Source organism: Micromonospora chersina, from assembly GCF_900091475.1.
In the GTDB taxonomy this organism is placed as follows: Bacteria; Actinomycetota; Actinomycetes; order Mycobacteriales; family Micromonosporaceae; genus Micromonospora; species Micromonospora chersina.
Window position 1 is genome coordinate 6158205 of record NZ_FMIB01000002.1, and the last position, 20833, is coordinate 6179037.

Genomic DNA, 20833 nt, shown 5'->3' on the forward strand with positions numbered 1-20833 from the left:
GACATCATCGGTGAGTGGCGACGAACCACCGGGGCGGCTGTGCGGTCGGAACCGGACGACCGGGTAGGGTCTGACGCCGTGCCCGGCAATCCACGTCCCGCCACCGTGAATCCCGTCCGGCTCGGCGACCTCGCCGCCCGGCTCGCCGTCGCGCCGCCGGAGGGCGCCGCCGAGGTGGCCGTCACCGGGGTGACCCACGCCAGCCAGGAGGTCCGCCCCGGCGACCTGTACGCCGCCCTGCCCGGTGCCCGCCGGCACGGCGCGGAGTTCGCCGCCGCGGCCGCCGGAGCGGGCGCCGTGGCCCTGCTGACCGACCCGGCCGGCGTCGCGCTGGCCGCCGACGCGGGCCTGCCCGTGCTGGTGGTCGACGACCCCCGGGCGGTGCTCGGCGAGGTCGCCGCCACGGTCTACGGCGACCCGACCGCCGGGCTGACCATGATCGGCGTGACCGGCACGGCCGGCAAGACGTCCACCAGCTACCTCATCGAGTCCGGGCTGCGCGCCGCCGGGCACACCACGGGCCTCATCGGCACGGTGGAGACCCGGCTCGGCGACCTCGTGATCGACAGCGTCCGGACCACCCCCGAGGCGACCGACCTGCACGCCATGCTGGCGGTGGCCCGTGAGCGCGGGGTCGACACCGTGGTCATGGAGGTGTCCAGCCACGCCCTGGCCATGGGCCGGGTCGGCGGGGTCCGGTTCGACGTCGGCGGCTACACCAACTTCGGCTCCGACCACCTGGACTTCCACGCGGACGAGGCGGACTACTTCGCCGCCAAGGCGAAGCTCTTCGACGGGCGCTGCCGGGTCGAGGTGCTCAACCACGACGACCCGGCGCTGCTGCCGCTGCGCAAGCCGGCGACCGTGACCTACTCGGCGGCCGGCGACCCGACCGCCACCTGGTGGGCCGACGGCGTCGGCGGCGAGGGCTACGCGCAGCGCTTCACCGTCCACGGCCCGGCCGGGGTGAGCCTGCCCACCGGGGTGGCCCTGCCCGGCCGGCACAACGTGGCCAACGCGCTGCTGGCCGTCGCCACCCTGGTGGCCGCCGGGGTCGACCCGGCCACCGCGGCCCGTGGGGTGGCCGCCTGCGGCGGGGTGCCCGGCCGGCTGGAACTGGTCAGCGGCGACGCCCCGGTGCGCGGGGTGGTCGACTACGCGCACAAGGCGAACGCCATCGAGGCGGTCCTCGTGGCGCTGCGGGACCTGACCGACGGCCGGCTCATCTGCGTGCTGGGCGCCGGTGGCGACCGGGACCGGGGCAAGCGGCCGGTGATGGGCGCCGCCGCCGCCCAGGGCGCCGACGTCGTGCTGGTGACCGACGACAACCCGCGCACCGAGGACCCGGCAGCGATCCGGGCCGAGGTGCTGGCCGGCGCGTACGCGGCGGGCGCCGGCGCGCGGATCATCGAGGCGCCCGGCCGGCGGGCCGCGATCGAGGAGGCGGTCCGGGTGGCCGAACCGGGGGACATCGTGGCGCTGCTGGGCAAGGGGCAGGAACGCGGCCAGGAGGTCAACGGCGAGGTGCTGCCGTTCGACGACCGGGTGGAGCTGGCGGAGGCGCTGCGCGCCCGCTTCGGCGACCTGGTGGGGCAGCGATGATCCCGCTGACCCTGGCCGAGGTGGCCGCCGCTGTCGACGGCCGGCTGGTCGCCGCCGACCCGGATGCCCGGGTGACCGGCTCGGTGGAGTTCGACTCCCGCAAGGTCACCCCCGGCGGCCTCTTCGTCGCCTTCCCCGGCGAGAAGGTGGACGGGCACGACTACGCGGCCGGCGCCGTCGATGCCGGCGCGGTGGCGGTGCTCGGCACCCGCGAGGTGCCCGGCGTGCCGATGGTGCTGGTCGGCGACGCGCTCGACGCGATGGGCCGGCTGGCCCGCGCCGTGGTCGACCGGCTGCCCGGGCTGACCGTGATCGGGCTGACCGGCTCCTCCGGCAAGACCACCACCAAGGACCTCATCGCCCAGCTCGCCGTCCGGCTCGGCCCGACCGTGGCGCCGCCCGGCTCGTTCAACAACGAGCTGGGGCACCCGTACACGGCGTTGCAGGCCGGCCCGGAGACCCGCTACCTCGTGATGGAGAAGGGCGCCCGCGGGGTGGGCCACATCCGCTACCTCTGCGACGTGGTGCCGCCGCGGATCTCCGTGGTGCTCAACGTCGGGGTGGCGCACCTCGGCGAGTTCGGCTCGGTGGAGACCATCGCGCTGGCCAAGGGCGAGCTGGTCGAGGCGCTGCCCGCCGACGGCCTGGCCGTGCTCAACGCCGACGACCCGCGGGTCGACGCCATGGCGTCGCGCACCGAGGCCCGGGTGGTCCGCTACGGCGAGTCCGAGCGCGCCGACGTGCGCGCGGTGGACGTGACGGTGGACGGGCGGGGCCGGCCGTCGTACACCCTCGTCACGCCGGAGGGCAGCGCGCCGGTGCGGCTCGGGCTGACCGGGCGGCACCAGGTGTCCAACTCGCTGGCCGCCGCGGCGGTCGCCCGGGAGCTGGGGCTGCCGTTGGCCGACCTGGCGGTCGCCCTGGGAGAGCTGGGCCTGGTCTCCACCCGCCGCATGGACGTGTTCGAACGCCCCGACGGGGTGACCGTGATCGACGACTCGTACAACGCCAATCCGGCCTCCACCGGCGTGGCGCTGCGGGCGCTGGCCAGCATGCGGGGGACGGGGCGTACCGTCGCGGTGCTCGGCTACATGGCCGAGTTGGGCGACTTCGAACGGGAGGGGCACCAGCAGGTCGGCCGGCTCGCGGCCGAACTGGGGATCGACCGGCTGCTCGTGGTGGGCGAGCCGGCGGCGCCGATCCACGAAGGCGCGACAGCGGTAGGCAACTGGGGAGGAGAGTCGGTGCTGCTCACCGATCAGGCGGCGGCCGTCGAGGTGCTGCGGAGCGAGCTACGTCCGGGAGACGTGGTGCTGGTGAAGGGCTCCCGGTACCGCACCTGGGAGGTGGCGGACGCGCTGCGCGCGGACGCCTCCGGGGAGGATTCGGCCGCATGAGGGCGGTGATCGTCGCCATCGGGGTCGCCTTCCTGGTCTCGCTCTTCTGCACCCCGATCGCGATCAAGGTGTTCACCCGGCTCAAGGCCGGCCAGCCGATCCGGGCCGAGGGCCCGGCCATGCACCAGGGCAAGAAGGGCACGCCGACGATGGGCGGCGTGGTCTTCATCCTGGCCACGGTGATCGCGTACGTCGCCGGCCACCTGGCCCTGACCACCCTGCCGGACGCGCAGATCGCCCAGGTCGAGCCGACCATCACGGCGCTGGTGCTGCTGGGGCTGATGGTGTTCTCCGGCGCGGTGGGCTTCATCGACGACTTCCTGAAGGTCCGCAAGCGGCACAGCGGCGGCCTGAACAAGCGCGGGAAGCTCGCGGGCCAGATCGTGGTCGGCGCGATCTTCGGGATCGTGGCGCTCTACTTCCCGAGCAGCATGACCGACGTGAGCGGCAACGCGACGAACACCGAGACCGTCGGCAGCACCATGCTGAGCTTCATCCGGGACATCCCGGCGCTGGAGATCGGCAAGGTCGGCGCGGTGATCGTCATCATCCTGGTGGTGATGGCGGCGACCAACGGGGTGAACCTCACCGACGGCCTGGACGGCCTGGCCACCGGCGCCTCGGTGATGGTGCTCGCCGCCTACGCGCTCATCGCGTTCTGGCAGTACCGGCACTGGTGCGCCGACCCGAACTACACCGAGGCGTACTGCTACTCGGTCCGGGACCCCCTGGAGATCGCGCTGATCGCCGGCGCGGCGGCCGGGGCCTGCGTCGGCTTCCTCTGGTGGAACACCTCGCCGGCCCGGATCTTCATGGGCGACACCGGCGCGCTGGGCCTGGGCGGCCTGATCGCCGGCATGGCGATGTCCACCCGGACCATCCTGCTGCTGCCGATCATCGGCGGCCTCTTCGTGATCATCACGATGTCCGTCGTGATCCAGATCATCTCGTTCCGGACCACCGGCAAGCGGGTGTTCCGGATGTCGCCGCTCCAGCACCACTTCGAGCTGGCCGGCTGGAGCGAGGTCAACATCGTGGTCCGGTTCTGGATCATCGCCGGCATCGGTGTGGCCATCGCGCTGGGCCTGTTCTACAGCGAGTTCCTCGCCGCGGTGAGCTGACCCCGCTGCCGCTGTGTCACGGCGGGACCCCCCGGTGTTACCAGGGGTCCCGCCGTTTCGCGTTCCGACACGCCGACCGGGCGGTTGCGCCACGGGCGGGCGGGTCGAGCCGCCATGATGGGCGGGTGGGGGAGGGAAGAGACACCGAGGGCACGACCGACACGCAGGCCAGACGTCCGCCCGCCGCGAGCCGCCCGGCCGACCCGCCGGGGCCGCTGCTCGGGCTGGACGCGGCCGGCGGGCTGGCCGCGCTGCGCGGCCTGCTGGCCCGGCCGCTGGCCTCCTACTACCTGCTGCTCTCCAGCGCCGGCCTGCTGCTGCTGATCGGCCTGACCATGGTCTTCTCGGCGACCAGCGTGAAGGACTACGCCGAGGAGGGGAACGCCACGGCGTCCCTGGCCAAGCAGACGATCTTCGCGGTGATCGGCGTCGTGGCGTTCTGGGCCTGCCAGCGCCTGCCCGCGAAGACGTTCCGGGCCGGCAGCCGTCCGGCGCTCGGCCTCGCGGTCGTGCTGCTGCTCCTGCTCAACCTGCTGGTCGCGCTGGAGGCACTGTTCCGGGTGAAGGCGATCGGCCCGCTCAGGGCCGAGCTGCTCTGGCTCTTCCTCGGCCCGATCTCGGTGCAGCCCGTCGAGGTGGCCAAGTTCGCGCTGGTGCTGTGGGGGGCGCACGTGCTCGCCCGCAAGGGCGCCGCGCTCGGCTGGTGGAAGGAGTTGGCCACCCCGCTGTTCCCGGTGGTCGGCCTGCTCTTCGTGCTAGTCGGCTACAACGACCTGGGCAGCATGCTCTGCCTGCTGGCTCTGGTGGTCGGCCTGCTCTGGGCGGCCGGGGTGCGGCTGCAGGTCTTCGCCGCGCTCACCGCCGTGGGGCTGCTCGGCGTGGGCCTGCTGGTCGCCGCGGCCTCCCTGGGCGCCGGCTCGGGAGAGCGGGGCGCCGACAACTACCGGCTCGGCCGGTTCAGCGCCTGGCTCCACCAGTCCGACCCGTCCGGCTGTGCCGAGACCGGCTGCTACCAGCTCGTGCAGGCCCGCAACGCGATCGAGCACGGCGGCTGGTTCGGCGTCGGGCTGGGCAAGGGCAGCGCCAAGTTCGGCTGGCTGCCCGAGGCGCACAACGACTTCATCTTCGCGGTGATCGCCGAGGAGCTGGGGGTGGTCGGCTGCACGGTGGTGCTCGTGCTCTTCGCGGTGCTGGCCTACACCGGGCTGCGGATCGCCCGCCGGGTGGAGGACCCGTTCCGCCGGCTCGCCGCCGCCGGGGTGACCGCCTGGCTGGTCGGCCAGGCCGTGATCAACGTCGGCGGGGTCACCGGGCTGCTGCCGCTGACCGGCGTACCCCTGCCGTTCATCTCCGACGGCGGCAGCGCCCTGGTGGTGACCCTGGCCGCGGTCGGGATGCTCGCCTCCTTCGCGCGCGCCGAGCCGGACGCGGCCCGAGCCCTGCATGCCCGTCCGCCGGCCCGGTGGGTCCGACTAGTGTGGGCCCCGTTGCCGCCGCTTCCCGGCCGGCGCCGCCGACCGGCGTCGCCACCGGCGGACCGAGGGTCCGTGCCCCGGTCCCGTTCGCGGCGGCAGGACGACCAGGCCGCGGCCCGCGGCGTCCGGTCCGACCGGGCGCGCGCCGGCACGGCGAGCGAGAGGAGACGCTGATGGGTCCGCTGCGTTCGGTGGTGCTCTGCGGGGGCGGTACGGGTGGGCACATCTACCCGCTGCTCGCCTTCGCCGACTGCCTGCGCCGACACGACCCGAGCGTCCGGATCACCTGCCTCGGCACACCCAAGGGGCTGGAGAACGAGCTGATCCCGCCGGCCGGCTACGACCTGCGCCAGATCCCGGCGTACCAGCTGCCCCGCTCGGTCAACATGAGCCTGGTCCGCACCCCGGACCGGATGTGGAAGGCGGCCCGCGCGGCCGGCAAGATCCTCGACGAGGTCCGGGCCGACGTCGTGATCGGCTTCGGCGGGTACGTCTCGGTCCCGGGCTACCTGGCCGCGTGGCGGCGGGAGCTGCCCATCGTCATCCACGAGGTGAACGTGCCGCCGGGCGTGGCCAACCGGCTCGGCATGAAGTTCACCAAGAACGTCGCGGTCGGCTTCCCGCACCAGCCGGCGCAGGCCGAGTCGCTGCGCGACGCCCGGGTGGTCGGCGTGCCGCTGCGCCGGGGCATCGCCGGGCTGGACCGGGCCGCCGTGCGCAACGCCGCGCGGGCCCACTTCGGACTCCGTCCCGACCTGCCGGTGCTGTTCGTGGCCGGCGGCTCGCAGGGCGCCCGCTCGATCAACCTGGCGGTCTCCGGGGCGGCCAAGGAACTGGCCCGCAACGGCGTGCAGGTGCTGCACGTGATCGGCGCCCGCAACGAGCCGGTGTCCGTCCCCACCGACCTGCCGGTGCCGTACGTGACAGTGCCCTACCTGTCCGAGATGGAGCTGGGCTACGCGGCCGCCGACCTGATGCTGGGCCGCGGCGGCGCGATGACCTGCGCCGAGGTGGCCGCCATCGGCCTGCCCACCGTCTACGTGCCCTACCCGCACAGCAATCAGGAGCAGAAGCGCAACGCGCTGCCCGTGGTGGAGGCCGGCGGCGGGCTGCTCGTCGACGACGCCGAGGTGACCCCGGCCTGGGTGGAGCGCACGGTGATCCCGCTGATCCGGGACCCGCAGCGGCTCGCCGCGATGGGCGCGGCCGCGGCCGCGTACGGCCGGCGCGACGGCGACGTCGCCCTGCTGAACTTCGTCTACGAGGCGGTGTCCCGCTGATGCGGGCCGCCGCGACCGGAAGGTACGTCGCATGAACACCGCGCAGTTCACCCCCGCCGGCACGATGACCGCGGAGGACCTGGGCCGGATCCATCTGATCGGGGTGGGCGGGGTCGGCATGAGCGGCCTGGCCCGGCTCTTCCTCACCCGGGGCCTGCCGGTCTCCGGCAGCGAGCTGCGGGAGTGGCCCTCGCTGGCCGGCCTGCGGGCGCTCGGCGGCACCATCCACATGAGCCACGAGGCGAGCAACCTCGACGGGGTGGACACGGTCGTCTACTCCTCCGCCATCCCGCAGGACCACCTGGAGATGGTCGAGGCGCGCCGGCGCGGCCTGCGGGTGCTGCACCGCTCCGAGGCCCTCGCCGCGGCGATGACCGGCCGCCGGACCGTGGCGGTCGCCGGCACCCACGGCAAGACCACCACCACGTCGATGGTCACCATGGTGCTCCAGCAGGCCGGCGCCGACCCGTCCTTCGTGATCGGCGGCGAGATCTCCGAGGTGGGCTCCGGGGCGCACCACGGCACCGGCGAGCACTTCGTGGTCGAGGCGGACGAGAGCGACCGCTCGTTCCTCATCTACCGCCCGTACGTGTCGATCATCACGAACATCGAGGCGGACCACCTCAACACGTACGGCGACCTGGCGAACCTGGAGGCGACCTTCGCCGAGTTCGCCCGGCTCACCGACCCCGAGGGCTTCATCATCACCTGCGCCGACGACCCGGGTGGCCGGCGGCTGGCCGAGACGCTGCGGGCCGAGGGGCGCCGGGTGTGGACGTACGGCGAGTCCGCCGACGCCGACCTGAAGCTCAGCGGGATGGCCTCCTCCGCGCAGGGGGTGCGCTACCTGGCCGAGATCGAGGGCCGGTCGCTGGGCGAGATCCGGCTCCCGGTGCCGGGCCGGCACATGGGGCTGAACAGCGCCTCCGCGGTGCTCGCCGCGTACCTGCTGGGGCTGCCCGTCGCGGCGGCGGAGGCCGCGCTCGGCGCGTTCCCCGGCGTGCGGCGGCGCTTCGAGCGCAAGGGCGTGGCGGACGGCGTGCTGGTCTACGACGAGTACGCCTACCACCCGACCTCGATGACGCTGGCCCTCCAGACGCTGCGCGAGGTGGCCGGCGAGGGCCGGCTCATCGTGGTCTTCCAGCCCTACCGCCTCTACCGCACCCGCGACCTCCAGGCGGAGATCGCCGCCGCGCTCGGCATCGCCGACGAGCTGGTGCTGCTGGAGGTCTTCGGCCCCGGCGAGCTGCGCCAGCCCGGCGAGGGCTCGGCCGCGCTGCTGTCGGTGGTGCCGCTGCCGGCGGACCGGAAGGTCTTCGTCGAGGCGTGGGACGACGTGCCGGCCGAGGTGGCCCGCCGGGCCCGCCCCGGCGACGTGGTGGTGACCATGGGCGCGCCGCCGATCTCGCTCATGGGCGACCAGCTGCTCGACGCCCTGCTGGCCCGGTCCGGCGACGCCGCGGCGATCGGCACCGGCGTCGACCCGGACGGCGCGGCGGCCACGGCCGGATGAGCCCCGGCCCGGCCCGCGGCCGCACCCCCGGCCAGGACGGCGGGGCCGGCCGGCGCAACCCGGCCCGGCGGTGGCAGCTGGTCCGGGCCGGCGCGGACGCCGTACCCCCGTCCACCCGGCGCTTCATGGCCCGGGCCCGGCAGCGGCGGATGCGCGCGGCCCTGCCCTGGGCGGTCACCGTCGCCGTGCTGGCCGTCGCCGGGCTGGTCGCCTGGACCGTGCTGGGCACCGGCCTGTTCGGCGTGCGGGAGGTGCGGGTGGTCGGCGCCGAGCTGGTCACCCCGGTCGAGGTACGCGACGCCGCGGCCGTGCCCGACGAGGCTCCACTGGCCCGGGTGGACCTGGCCGCGACCGCCCGCCGGGTCGGCCTGCTCGCTCCGGTGGAGCGGGCCACGGTGGAGCGGGACTGGCCGGGCGCCCTGGTGATCCGGGTGGTGGAGCGGACGCCGGTGGCCGCGGTGCCGCAGGGCGACCGGTGGGTGGTCGTCGACCGCGCGGGTGTGGTCTTCCGGAACCTCGACCAGGCCCCCGGCGGGCTGCCGGTCATCCAGGTCGGCAGGCCGGCCCCCGACGATCCGGGCACCCGCGCCGGGCTGGACGTGCTGGCCGCGCTCAGCCCGAAGCTGCGCGCCGAAATGGTCGCCGTGGACGTGGCCGGGCTGGCCCGGATCACCCTGCTGCTGCGCGGCGACCGGAAGGTGGTCTGGGGCGACGCGACCCGCAGCGCGGACAAGTCCACGGTGGCCACCGCCCTGCTCGGTCGGAAGGCCGACACGATCGACGTCAGCGCCCCGGACGTGGTCACCCTCCGGTGATCCGCCGGTCAACGGACGTGAGCCCGCCCGCTCCGCCCGCGACACGCCGGAAAGGTCCTTGGCTCAGCGCGCGGCGGCGCATACGTTGCCCCGAAGAGATCAGTGGTTGACATAGCTCTAAGCCTCTAGTAGAGGGTGAGGGTTTCAGCCGTCGGAATCGCTGGGAAATGCTCCGCCGCTGGTCTGGCCAAGCCGTGTGGGGTCGGCCCATGCCAATCTCGAAGGGAAAGGACCGGAGATGACACCTCCGCACAACTACCTGGCGGTCATCAAGGTCGTCGGCATCGGTGGCGGTGGCGTGAACGCCGTCAACCGGATGATCGAGGTTGGGCTCAAGGGCGTCGAGTTCATCGCGATCAACACCGATGCGCAGGCGCTGCTGATGAGCGACGCCGACGTCAAGCTCGATGTCGGCCGGGAGCTGACCCGCGGGCTGGGCGCCGGTGCCAATCCGGACGTCGGCAAGAACGCCGCCGAGGACCACCGGGACGAGATCGAGGAGGTGCTCAAGGGCGCCGACATGGTCTTCGTGACCTGTGGCGAGGGCGGCGGCACCGGCACCGGCGGCGCGCCGGTGGTGGCGAACATCGCCCGCAAGCTCGGCGCGCTCACCATCGGCGTGGTCACCCGGCCGTTCTCCTTCGAGGGCAAGCGCCGCCAGGTGCAGGCCGAGGCGGGCATCGAGGAGCTGCGCAACCAGTGCGACACGCTCATCGTGATCCCGAACGACCGGCTGCTCGCGCTCGGCGACCGGAACATCTCCATGATGGACGCCTTCCGCACCGCGGACCAGGTGCTCCTCTCCGGTGTCCAGGGCATCACCGACCTGATCACCACGCCGGGTCTGATCAACCTCGACTTCGCCGACGTGAAGAGCGTCATGAGCGGCGCCGGCAGCGCGCTCATGGGCATCGGCAGCGCCCGCGGCGAGAACCGCGCCGTCGAGGCGGCCGAGGCGGCCATCTCCAGCCCGCTGCTGGAGCAGAGCATGGACGGCGCGCGGGGCGTGCTGCTCTCCATCGCCGGCGGCTCCGACCTGGGCCTGTTCGAGATCAACGACGCCGCCCAGCTGGTCACCGACGCGGCCCACCCGGACGCCAACATCATCTTCGGCGCGGTCATCGACGACGCGCTCGGCGACGAGGTGCGGGTGACCGTGATCGCGGCGGGCTTCGACGGGGGCGCGCCGGCGTACAAGGCGGTCGAGCCGGCCCGCAAGACCAACCAGAACCCGCCGACCCAGGCGAACGCTCCGGTCAGCCCGCCGGCCACCATGCCGGCCCCGCAGCAGTCGCCGCGGCGGGTGCTCTTCGACGACGTCGACGTGCCGGACTTCCTCAAGAACGGGTCCTGAGCCGCGCCGATGACCGATTCACCCACCACGGTGCGACCCGACCGTCGCGCCGAGCTCGCGGCCGGCCTCGCCCGGGTCCGGGCCCGCATCGCCGACGCCTGCGCGGCGGCCGGCCGGGACCGGGGCGAGGTCACCCTGGTCGCGGTCACCAAGACGTACCCGGCCGCCGACGTCGTCGCGCTGGCCGGGCTCGGGGTGACCGACGTGGGCGAGAACCGCGACCAGGAGGCGGCCCCGAAGGCCGCCGAGGCGGCCGCCGCCGGCGCCACGCCGCGCTGGCACTTCATCGGCCAGCTGCAGCGCAACAAGGCCCGTTCGGTGGTCCGCTATGCCGACGTGGTCCAGTCGGTCGACAGCGTGCGGCTGGCCGCGGCCCTGGACGGCGCCGCGGCCGCCGCCCGGGACCGGCCGCTGGACGTGCTGGTGCAGGTGAGCGTCGACGGCGACCCGGCCCGGGGCGGTGCGCTGCCGGACGCGGCCGACCCGGACCGGGGGCTCGGCGCGGTGGCCGCGGCGGTGGCCGGCGCCGACGGGTTACGGCTCGCCGGCCTCATGGCGGTCGCCCCGCTGGGCTGGGAGCCGGACCGGGCGTTCGCCCGCCTGGCCGAGGTGGTGGCGCGATTCCGCGTCGACCATCCCGAGGCCACGGTGCTCTCGGCGGGTATGAGCGGCGATCTGGAAATCGCGATCGAATACGGCGCGACACATGTCCGCGTCGGCAGCGCGTTGCTCGGAATGCGCTCCACGCTGCGGTAGCCTGACCGCGAAAGAAGCAAATTACATCAGTGTTGTTCAGGAACGGCGTTCCCGTAGCCGGGGGCCGTGGCGAGCGGACCGCGAATCGCTCGCCGGGGGATTGCCGATCCGGTCCGGTGGGCATCGTTGTCCACTCGTGATCAAGCGACACGGCACGGGGGCGCGTGCCGCACGGCGGACGGAAGGGCGCGGGGATGGGTGCACTGCGCAAGGCGGGGGTCTGGCTCGGTCTCGTCGAGGAGGACGATGAGCGGGCGTACGAGGACGGTGGCTACGACAAGGGTGGCTACCGCGAGTCGCGCTACCGGTCGAGCCGCTACTCGGAGGAGTTCGCCGACGACGAGGACGACGAGTCCGAGGAGCCGCCGGCGACCCGTGGCCGGGTCGGCGACCGTGGCCGGCTGAGCGAGCGCGCGTCGAGCCGCGCCGTCGAGACCGACCGGGCCGAGGTGGAGCGGCCGGAGCGGACCGAGCGGTCCAGCGTCCGGTCGATCACCCGTTCCGGCGCGGGGGAGACCTCCGGCGCGCTGACGTACCACACCCGCGACAACCTCGCCCTGGCGCCGCAGGCCCAGCCGCGCGAGCGGGCCGTGGTGCCCGAGGACGAGCAGCGCTACCAGATCACCACCCTGCACCCGACCACCTACCGGGAGGCGCGCACCATCGGTGAGCACTTCCGCGACGGCGTACCGGTGATCATCAACCTCACCGAGATGGACGAGGCGGACGCCCGCCGGCTTGTCGACTTCGCCGCCGGACTCGCGTTCGGCCTGCGGGGTACGATCGAGCGCGTGACCAACCGGGTGTTCCTGCTCTCACCGGCCAACGTCCAGGTCACCGCGGAGGACAAGGCCAAGATCGCTGAGGGCGGCTTCTTCAGCCTGAGCTGACCCGCACGACCGAGGGACGTCGCCTGCCGTGTTGTCGATCCTGTTCCAGGTGCTCTATCTGCTCCTGTATTTCTTCCTGCTCATCCTGTTGGCCCGATTTGTCCTTGGCGCCGTTCTGGCCTATGGTCGCCGCTGGCAACCGGGCCGGGGCGCATCGGCGGGACTGGAAGTCGTGTGGAGCGTCACTGATCCGCCCCTGCGCGCGTTGAGGCGTGTGATCCCACCGCTGCGAATTGGTACCGTGAGCATCGACCTGGCCTCCCTTGTGCTCCTGGTTATCCTGTTCGTGCTGATGGAGTTCGTGTTAGGGCAACTGATCAGAGCTTTCGCCTGACCAGACTGCTTTCGCGGCCGCAACTGACCCGAGGAGTTTCGATGCCGCTGACCCCGGCTGACGTCCACAACGTCGCCTTCAAAAAGCCGCCGATCGGCAAGCGGGGGTATGACGAGGAGGAGGTCGACGCCTTCCTGGACGAGGTCGAGCGCGAGCTTGCCCGTCTGATCGAGGAGAACAACGAGCTGCGCGCCCAGGTGGAGCGCGGCGGTCGGGGCGGCGCTCCCTCCGGCCCCGGCGGCGACGCCCGGCTCGCCGCGGAGCTCAACGACGTCAAGGCCCAGCTCGACCGGGTGCAGCGCGACAAGGCGGCCGCCGAGCAGGCGGCCCGGGCGATGCAGGCCGAGCTGGAGCAGGTCCGCGCCCAGGGTGGCCCGGCGACCTCCGCCGCCGACGGCGAGCAGCAGGCGCTGCGGGTGCTCATGATGGCCCAGCGCACCGCCGACGACCACGTTTCCGACGCCCGCCGCGAGGCCGACCAGCTGCTCTCCGAGGCCCGTTCCAAGGCCGAGGAGGTCACCCGCGAGGCCCGCGCCAAGGCCGACGCCCTGGAGCGGGACGCCCGCCAGCGGCACCAGGAGGCCATGGGCGGCCTGGACGCCAAGCGCACCGCGCTGCAGAAGCACATCGAGGAGCTCAAGCAGTTCGAGCGCGAGTACCGCACCCGCCTCAAGGCGTACCTGGAGAGCCAGCTGCGTGACCTCGACGGTCGCGGCCAGGGCCTCGAGGCCGAGATGACCCGCTCCGAGGGCAACCGTGCCGCGGGCGGCAGCAACGGCCTCGCCGCCGCCGGCCTCGCCGGCTCCTACGGTGGCGGCCGCGCGGGCTCGCTCGAGTCCGGCCGCTGATCCCGCCGTCGGTGGCCGTCCCCGGGGCGGCCACCGACCGCGCAGAACCGACACGACGCGGCCGGGGGTGAGCCGTGATAGCCGCCAGCATCCTGCTCATCCTCGTCGCGGTCGTGCTCCTGGTGGCCGGGCTGGCCGGTGGGTCCAGCCCGCTGCTGATCACCTCTATCGCGGCCAGCCTGCTGGCCGCCGTCGCCCTCGTGGCGTTCGCCCGCCAGGCGGCCGCCGCCCGGGCCACGGCGGGCCGGGAGACCGGGCCGCGCCGCCGGACCGCGCCGACCGTCCCGTCCCCCGACGGGTCGGAAACCCCGGTCCCGCACGTTTCGTCGACGGTCGGCGCCGGTGGACCCGGGTGGCGGCAACCGCCCGAGCCACCGGCAGCCGACCCGTTCGACCCACCGGCAACCACGGTCGATCCGGCGACCGCCGGGTTCGACCCGCCGGCCGACCGACTCGATCCCTCGATCGACCCGCTCGCCCCGCCGGCCCGGCCATACTCGCCGGCTGAGCCCTACTCACCGGCCGAGCCCTATTCGCCCCCCGCGCCCCGCGGCCCGTCGGGCGCCGCGACGGCGTTCGACGCCCCGGCGCCCACCTCGCCGGCGCCGGACGGCCCGTTCGAGGGGGACCCGCCGGCCGAGTTCCTCTCCTCCGGGGAGGTCGCCCGGCTGGTCCGGCTCGACGGCGAGGTCCGCGTGGTCGACGGTCACCCCCGCTTCCACCTGCCCGGCTGTCCCCACCTGGTGGGCCGGGTCGACGAGCCGCTGCCGGTCGCCGAGGCGGTCGGGCTGGGCTTCACCCCGTGTGCCGGCTGCGCACCGGCCACCACCCTGCTCGCCGAGGCCCGGCCGCACTGATCATGGTGACCATGGACGACACGCTCACCGTCGCCGTACGGGTGAAGCCCGGCGCCTCCCGCGCCCGGGTCGGCGGCCGGTTCGACGGGCCGCACGGGCCGGCCCTGGTCATCGCCGTGAACGCGCCCGCGGTGGACGGCCGGGCCACCGAGGCGGCCCGCCGGGCCCTGGCCGACGCGCTCGGCGTCCGGCCGGCGGCGGTCTCCCTGCGGGCCGGCGCGGCGAGCCGGGACAAGCTCTTCCTGGTCGAGCACCCGGCACCGGGGCTGCCCGACGTGCTCCGGCGCCTGCGCGACGGATCGGCCGGGTGAGGACCCTCCGGACCGGCCCCGCATGACGCCGGGGCTCGACGTCGCGCTCCTGGTCGGTGCGGGCGTCCTGCTCGTCGCCGTGGGTGCGGTGCGCTTCTCCACCCGGCTCGGCGTGCCGAGTCTCCTGGTCTACCTGGCGCTCGGGGTGGCCATCGGCGAGGCCGGCCTGGGCATCCGCTTCGACGACGTCGAGCTGACCCGGGTGCTCGGCTTCTGCGCGCTCATCGTGATCATCGCGGAGGGCGGGCTGAGCGCCCGGTGGAGCACACTACGGCCGGTGCTCGGCCTGGCCGCCGCGCTCTCCACGGTCGGCGTGGCGGTCAGCATCCTGGTCGTCGGCGCGGTGGTGCACCTGCTGCTCGGCCTCGACTGGCGGCTGGCGTTGCTCTACGGCGCGGTGCTCTCGTCCACCGACGCGGCGGCCGTCTTCGCCACCCTGCGCCGGCTGCGCCTGCCGCCCCGCCTCGTGGCCACCCTGGAGGCCGAGTCCGGGATCAACGACGCCCCGGTGGTCATCCTGGTCCTGCTGCTGTCCCGGGCCGGGGTGGAGGCCGCCCAGCCGTGGTGGCAGGAGGTGCTCCTGGTCGGCTACGAGCTGGGCGCCGGCGCGGCGGTCGGCGTGGCCGCCGGGATCGCCGGCCGGTACGCGCTGCGCCGGGCCGCCCTGCCGTCCGCCGGCCTCTACCCGATCGCCGTGGTCGGCTTCACGGTGCTGGCGTACGCGGCCGGCTCGGTGCTGCACGCCTCGGGCTTCCTGGCGGTCTACGTGGCCGGCGTCCTGCTCGGCAACGCCCGGCTGCCGCACCGGCAGGCCATCCTGGGCTTCGCCGACGGGCTGGCCTGGCTGGCCCAGATCGGCCTGTTCGTGCTGCTCGGCCTGCTGGTCTCACCGGGCCGGCTGGCCGCCGCGGTGCTGCCGGCCGTGGTGACCGGGCTGGCCCTGCTGCTGCTCGCCCGGCCGCTGTCGGTGGCGGTCTCCGCGCTGCCGTTCCGGTTCCGGGTGCGCGAGCAGCTCTTCCTGTCCTGGGCCGGGCTGCGCGGGGCGGTGCCGATCGTGCTGGCCACCATCCCGCTCTCGCTGCGGGTGCCGGGCGCCGACCGGCTCTTCGACGCGGTCTTCGTGCTGGTGGTGATCTTCACGTTGCTCCAGGCCGGGACGCTCGCCCCGGCGGCCCGCCGGCTCGGGGTGACCGCGCCGGCCGAGGCGGCGGAGATCCTGCTGGAGACGGCGCCGTTGGAGCGGATGCGGGCCGATCTGCTCCAGTTGGAGGTGCCGCCGGGCTCCCGGCTGGGCGGGGTGCACGTGGACGAGCTGCGGCTGCCGGTGGGCGCCTCGGTGACCCTGGTGCTGCGCGACGGGGTGGGTTTCGTGCCCGGCCCGGACACCCGGCTGAAGATCGGGGACAGCCTGCTCATCGTGGCCACCGCGGAGGTGCGGGACGAGGCGGAGCGGCGGCTGCGGGCGGTGAGCCGGCGGGGTCGGCTGGCCCGGTGGTTTGGCGAGTACGGCGAGGACCGGACGGCCTGATCTGCTAGCGTTCCTTTTGCCCCAATTGGTGGCTGTTCGGGGCTGAATCGCGGTGCGACGGTGCGGCACGTTGTCGGACGCCTGTACGTTCCGTATTCTTGCCACCCTCCGGAGTGCGCGGCCCTGTCGCCGCGCGCCCGTTCTGTACAGGGGGGACGCCGACGCCGGCCGTCCCCGCCCAGGCACGCTGACCGCCGCGGCACGCGGCTGAGGGAGCTGACGATGGCGAAGCCAGCCGACACCAGGACCGCCGGCCGCAAGCCGGTGGCGAAGGCCACCCGCAGCGCCGCGGAGACCGAGAAGATCCGGGCCGCCCTGGCGGCACGGCGGGACGAGCTCAACGCCGAGTACGATCAGACGCTGAGCGAGATCACCGAGCTGCAGCGCGACCGGCTGACCGACTCGGCCGGGGACGACCAGGCCGACACGGGCACCAAGACGTTCGAGCGCGAGCAGGAGATCTCACTCGCCAACAGCATCAAGGAGCGGATCACGCAGGTCGAGCGCGCGCTGGAGCGGCTCGACGAGGGTGGCTACGGCTGGTGCGAGCGGTGCGGCAACCCGATCCCGGTGGAGCGGCTCGCCGCCTTCCCGTCGGCCACCCTCTGCGTGAGCTGCAAGCAGCTGGAGGAGCGGCGCTGACGTCCGTTCCCCGGCGGCCGTACGGCAGACGGTGACCGCCACCGTCGCGAGCGTCGATGGGGAGCAGATGACCGCAGCACCGCCCGCCGGGTCCGGCACGGCCGACCCGGACACCGGCACGCCCCGCCGCAAGGCGACCGGCCTGCTGCTCGGCGTGGCCCTGACCTCGCTCGTCGCCGACCTGGTCACCAAGCAGCTCGCGCTCTCGGAGCTGACCGGGCGGGGGCCGGTGTCGCTGCTCGGCGGCGCGGTCTACCTCAGCCTGACCCGCAACAGCGGCGCCGCGTGGAGCATCGGCTCCGACCACACCTGGGTCTTCCCGCTGATCACCATCGGCGTGGTCGCCTGGATCGCCTGGATGGCGCTGCGGCTGCGGTCGCTGCCCTGGGCCGTGTCGCTCGGGCTCGTCCTGGGCGGGGCGCTGGGCAACCTCACCGACCGGATCTTCCGGGCCCCCGGGCACTTCGTCGGCCACGTGGTCGACATGGTCAGCCTCTTCGACCCGTACGGGCAGGTCTGGCCGGTGTTCAACCTGGCCGACAGCTCGCTGGTCTGCGGCGTGCTGCTGGCGGTGTTCCTGGAGCTGACCGGCCGGCAGCGGGACGGCTCCCGGGCCACCGCCGAGCGGTCCGACGCCGAGACCCCCGCCGAGCAGCGGGAGCGCGCGTGACCTCCGCCTTCGCCGCCGGCGGCGACCACCGGTCCCTCCCCGTCCCGGACGGGCTCGACGGCATGCGCCTGGACCAGGCCGTCTCCCGGCTCTTCGGGCTGTCCCGCACGGCCGCGGCGGCGCTCGTCGACGCCGGGGACGCGCTCGTTGACGGCGCGGTCCGGCCCAACTCGCACAAGGTCAAGGCGGGCTCCTGGCTGGAGGTCACGCTGCCCGCGCCGGCCGCCCCGCCGACAGTGGTGCCGCAGGCCGTGCCCGGCCTCACCGTGGTCTACGCCGACGACGACATCGTGGTGGTGGACAAGCCGGTGGGGGTGGCCGCCCACCCCAGCCCCGGGTGGACCGGCCCGACGGTGATCGGCGGGCTGGCCGGGATCGGCCACCGGATCTCCACGAGCGGCGCCGCCGAGCGGCAGGGCGTGGTGCACCGGCTCGACGTGGGCACCACCGGCGTCATGGTGGTGGCCAAGAGCGAGCAGGCGTACACCGCGTTGAAGCGGGCGTTCAAGTACCGCGAGGTGGAGAAGCGCTACCACGCCGTGGTGCAGGGCCACCCGGACCCGCTGCGCGGCACCATCGACGCGCCGATCGACCGGCACCCGCACCACGACTACCGCTGGGCGGTGGTCTCCGGCGGCAAGCCGAGCATCACCCACTACGACACCCTCGAGGCGTTCCCCTCGGCCAGCCTGCTCGACGTGCGGCTGGAGACCGGGCGTACCCACCAGATCCGGGTGCACTTCTCCACGCTGCGGCATCCCTGCGTGGGCGACCTCACCTACGGCGCCGACCCGACCCTGTCCGCCCGGCTCGGCCTGAGCCGGCAGTGGCTGCACGCGCGCTCGCTGAGCTTCCTGCACCCGCGCACCGGCGACGAGGTCACGTTCGTCAGCGAGTACCCGGACGACCTGGCCCGGGCGCTGGAGATCCTCCGCGACTGACCTGCCGATGAGCACCGACACCGAGCCCCCGCGCCGGTCGCGCTCCGCCGCGCTCACCTGGCTCGCCCTGGCCTGCGCGCTCGTGGTGCTGGTGGTCGCCCTCGCGCAGCGGGGGGACCGGCCGGTGGGGGACCGCACGGTGGGCGAGGTGACCCGGGTCGGGGTGGCCGACGGCGACTCCGTCCCCGCGTATCTGGGCGCCGCCGCCGACGAACTGGTCCGGCTCGACGCCCCCGCGCCCGGCAGCTACGCCCTGGTGTCGTTCGCCGCGTACCTGACGCCGGCGCAGGTGGCGACCGCGCTGGGCGGCGCCCCGGTCTCGGCGGTGGTGGCCCGGGTGCCGGTGCCCGGGCGGCAGACCGAGATCGTCCGGATCGCCGCGTTGCGCCTGCCCGACGACGTGGTCGCCGGGATGGCCGAGGTGGCCGGGCGCAAGGACCGGGAGGCCGCCGACTACCGGGCGCGCGCCGCCGCCCCGGCGGCCACCGCCGATCCCGAGCTGCGTCGGGTGTACGACACCGGGGCCGCGGTGGCGGCGCGGGAGGCGGCCGGCTACCGGGCGGGCTGCGCGTGTGTCTACGCCGCGGTGGTCCGGGACGCCCCGGACGCCCTGCGGGCGCTGGCCGCCCGACCCGGCGTCCGCGCGGTCGACCCCGCCCCGGAGGTGACCCGGTTGGACCGGACGGTGTTCACCCCGCCGCTGCCGGAGCAGCGGGACGTGGTCCGGCCGCCGGCCGACACCGGGCTCACGCCGAGCGCCGGTATGGGCGATTCGTCGGAAGCCGCACCGACGGTGACCGGATCCTCACCGACCGCCGGCCGGCCCGCCGCCGGAGCGGGACCGCCCAATCCGGCTCCCACCTCCTGAGACGTGCTGGTGGACGGCGTCGGGCCCCGGCCGGCGGTGAGGAGGGCCACCGGGGGATGTGCGAACCGGGGTGTGGTCCGAATAGGGTTTCGTTCGTAGCCTGTCAGGCGGAGATCGATGGGCTGGGGGAGGGGCGAGGCCGTGGACGGCAGCGAGACCGGTTGGGGTCGGCAGGCTGAGCCGGCACCACGGTGGCGGGCGCTGCTCGACCGGGCCCGGCTCGCCGGTCGCGGCGGGGAGCACCACGACGTGGACCACCGCGCCGAGGAGGACCCGGCGCCGCCCCCGGAGACGCTGCCCCGGCGCGCGGCCGGCACCGGTTGGACCGGCCGGGCGCAGGCCGTCGCCCGCCCCGCCGACGGGTCGTTCGGCGCCGAACCGGCCTACCGGGTCGAGGCGACCTACCGGGTGGAGCCGGCCTACCGGGTCGACCCGCGCTACGGCGGCGAGCCGGCGTACCAGGCGGAGCCCGCCTACCGCGCCGAGCCGGAGCCGCGCGTCGAGCCGTCCTGGCGGGCCGAGCCGGTCCGCCCCCCGGAGCCGGCCTACCCCGAGCCCCCGCCGCGCGGTCGCGGCACCGCCTCGGTCGAGTCCCGGTACGCCCTGCTCGACGGCGGCTACCAGCCCGACCCGCCCCCGGCGGAGTCCCGCTACGCGCTGCTGGACCGGGGCCGCTACCGCCCGGAGGTCCACCCGGCCCCCGAGCCGGCCCGCATCGAGCCGCCCCGGATCGAGCCGGCGCGGGTGGAGTGGCGCGCCCCGGAGCCGGAGACCGAGCTGGAGCGCGCGGCCGGGGTGCTCCGCCGCGAGCTGGGCGGGCCCCGGGTGCTCGCCTTCGCCAACCCCAAGGGCGGCGTGCACAAGACCACCGCCACCGTGCTCGCCGCGGCCACCGTGGGCAGCGTCCGCGGGCGCGGGGTGCTCGCCTGGGACGACAACGAGCTGCGCGGCACCCTCGGCCTGCGCGCCGGCAGCGCCCGGCACGCCCGCACCATCCGGCACCTGATCCACGACCTCGCGCAGATCGAGATCCTGGAGGGCGCCACCCTCCTGGAGCACCTCGACGACTACCTCCGGCACGCCTCCGACGGCTCGTACGACGTGCTGGCCGGCGAGGAGAGCCCGCGCTTCGCCCAGCGCCTGGACCAGTTCACCGTCAAGCGGGTGCTGGAGCTGCTGCGCCGCACCCACGACGTGGTCTGCGTGGACACCGGCAACAACGTGGAGAGCCCCAACTGGCGCACCGTCATGCAGGCGGCCGACCAGCTCGTGGTGACCACCGTGCCCCGCGAGGACGCCGCGTTCAGCGCCGACTGGATGCTCGACCTGCTGCACGAGGAGGGCATGGGCGAGCTGGCCGACAACGCCGTCACCCTGATCTCCTGCCCCACCCCCGGCCGCACGCCGCTCCAGGACGACCTGGAGCGGCACTTCGCCACCCGCACCCGGGCGGTGGCCGTGGTGCCCTACGACCCGGCGCTGGAGACCGGCTCCTCGATCGAGTACCACCAGCTCCAGGCGGAGACCCGGCAGGGCTGGCTCAAGGCCGCCTCGGTGATGCTGGAACCGTTCGCCCGCTGACCGCCACCGCCGCCCCGCGCCGCCCCGCCGCCTGAGAGGATCACCGGGTG

20 protein-coding genes are annotated in these 20833 nt (G+C 74.5%); all 20 read left to right on the forward strand.

Features of this window, described 5'->3' with window-relative positions; all coding sequences use genetic code 11:
• Positions 1-39 precede the first annotated feature (39 nt).
• Positions 40-1602: a UDP-N-acetylmuramoyl-L-alanyl-D-glutamate--2,6-diaminopimelate ligase gene (locus GA0070603_RS28720; protein ID WP_208862960.1), complete on the forward strand. Its 1563-nt coding sequence runs from the start codon at positions 40-42 to the stop codon at positions 1600-1602.
• Entirely contained in the window at positions 1599-2999 is a 1401-nt protein-coding gene (locus GA0070603_RS28725) for a UDP-N-acetylmuramoyl-tripeptide--D-alanyl-D-alanine ligase (protein ID WP_091320334.1), read from the forward strand. The genes GA0070603_RS28720 and GA0070603_RS28725 overlap by 4 nt, the downstream gene beginning before the upstream one ends.
• Positions 2996-4120, forward strand: coding sequence for a phospho-N-acetylmuramoyl-pentapeptide-transferase (gene mraY, locus GA0070603_RS28730; protein WP_091320337.1), 1125 nt, complete (start codon positions 2996-2998; stop codon positions 4118-4120). The genes GA0070603_RS28725 and mraY overlap by 4 nt, the downstream gene beginning before the upstream one ends.
• Before the next feature lie 242 nt (positions 4121-4362).
• Positions 4363-5769 carry an FtsW/RodA/SpoVE family cell cycle protein gene (locus tag GA0070603_RS28735; RefSeq protein ID WP_244282763.1) on the forward strand — a complete coding sequence of 469 codons (1407 nt, stop codon included), beginning with the start codon at positions 4363-4365 and terminating at the stop codon, positions 5767-5769.
• Positions 5769-6875 carry an undecaprenyldiphospho-muramoylpentapeptide beta-N-acetylglucosaminyltransferase gene (gene murG, locus GA0070603_RS28740; RefSeq protein WP_091320344.1) on the forward strand — a complete coding sequence of 369 codons (1107 nt, stop codon included), beginning with the start codon at positions 5769-5771 and terminating at the stop codon, positions 6873-6875. The genes GA0070603_RS28735 and murG overlap by 1 nt, the downstream gene beginning before the upstream one ends.
• A 31-nt stretch (positions 6876-6906) precedes the next feature.
• A complete protein-coding gene (murC, locus tag GA0070603_RS28745; protein WP_091320350.1) occupies positions 6907-8388 on the forward strand; it encodes a UDP-N-acetylmuramate--L-alanine ligase in 1482 nt (493 codons plus the stop codon).
• Positions 8385-9203 (forward strand): cell division protein FtsQ/DivIB, encoded by an 819-nt coding sequence (locus tag GA0070603_RS28750; protein ID WP_091320353.1) that lies wholly within the window; start codon positions 8385-8387, stop codon positions 9201-9203. The genes murC and GA0070603_RS28750 overlap by 4 nt, the downstream gene beginning before the upstream one ends.
• Before the next feature lie 238 nt (positions 9204-9441).
• Positions 9442-10557: a cell division protein FtsZ gene (gene ftsZ, locus GA0070603_RS28755; protein WP_091320356.1), complete on the forward strand. Its 1116-nt coding sequence runs from the start codon at positions 9442-9444 to the stop codon at positions 10555-10557.
• A 9-nt stretch (positions 10558-10566) separates the two neighbouring features.
• Complete coding sequence (locus tag GA0070603_RS28760; RefSeq protein ID WP_091320359.1) at positions 10567-11313, forward strand: YggS family pyridoxal phosphate-dependent enzyme; 747 nt, start codon at positions 10567-10569, stop codon at positions 11311-11313.
• A gap of 194 nt (positions 11314-11507) precedes the next feature.
• Positions 11508-12203, forward strand: coding sequence for a cell division protein SepF (locus GA0070603_RS28765; RefSeq protein WP_091320365.1), 696 nt, complete (start codon positions 11508-11510; stop codon positions 12201-12203).
• Positions 12204-12231: 28 nt separating this feature from the next.
• Positions 12232-12537, forward strand: a complete 306-nt coding sequence (locus GA0070603_RS28770) for a YggT family protein (protein WP_091320368.1) — start codon at positions 12232-12234, stop codon at positions 12535-12537.
• A gap of 41 nt (positions 12538-12578) precedes the next feature.
• Positions 12579-13385: a DivIVA domain-containing protein gene (locus GA0070603_RS28775; protein WP_091320373.1), complete on the forward strand. Its 807-nt coding sequence runs from the start codon at positions 12579-12581 to the stop codon at positions 13383-13385.
• A 74-nt stretch (positions 13386-13459) separates the two neighbouring features.
• On the forward strand, positions 13460-14242 hold the full coding sequence (locus GA0070603_RS32685; protein ID WP_091320378.1) for a hypothetical protein: 783 nt from the start codon (positions 13460-13462) through the stop codon (positions 14240-14242).
• A gap of 2 nt (positions 14243-14244) precedes the next feature.
• The gene (locus GA0070603_RS28785; RefSeq protein ID WP_091320381.1) at positions 14245-14553 is read left to right on the forward strand and encodes a DUF167 domain-containing protein; all 309 of its coding nucleotides are present in this window, start codon (positions 14245-14247) and stop codon (positions 14551-14553) included.
• 22 nt (positions 14554-14575) lie between these two features.
• Positions 14576-16081, forward strand: coding sequence for a potassium/proton antiporter (locus GA0070603_RS28790; protein ID WP_091320385.1), 1506 nt, complete (start codon positions 14576-14578; stop codon positions 16079-16081).
• Positions 16082-16303: 222 nt separating this feature from the next.
• Positions 16304-16723: a TraR/DksA family transcriptional regulator gene (locus GA0070603_RS28795; RefSeq protein ID WP_091268039.1), complete on the forward strand. Its 420-nt coding sequence runs from the start codon at positions 16304-16306 to the stop codon at positions 16721-16723.
• Positions 16724-16790: 67 nt separating this feature from the next.
• Positions 16791-17393, forward strand: a complete 603-nt coding sequence (gene lspA, locus GA0070603_RS28800) for a signal peptidase II (RefSeq protein ID WP_091322407.1) — start codon at positions 16791-16793, stop codon at positions 17391-17393.
• On the forward strand, positions 17390-18334 hold the full coding sequence (locus GA0070603_RS28805; RefSeq protein WP_091320389.1) for an RluA family pseudouridine synthase: 945 nt from the start codon (positions 17390-17392) through the stop codon (positions 18332-18334). Before lspA ends, GA0070603_RS28805 begins: the two co-directional genes overlap by 4 nt.
• A 7-nt stretch (positions 18335-18341) precedes the next feature.
• Positions 18342-19202, forward strand: a complete 861-nt coding sequence (locus tag GA0070603_RS28810) for a hypothetical protein (protein ID WP_091320393.1) — start codon at positions 18342-18344, stop codon at positions 19200-19202.
• 117 nt (positions 19203-19319) lie between these two features.
• Positions 19320-20783, forward strand: a complete 1464-nt coding sequence (locus GA0070603_RS28815) for an AAA family ATPase (protein ID WP_167544603.1) — start codon at positions 19320-19322, stop codon at positions 20781-20783.
• The last annotated feature ends 50 nt before the right edge of the window (positions 20784-20833 follow it).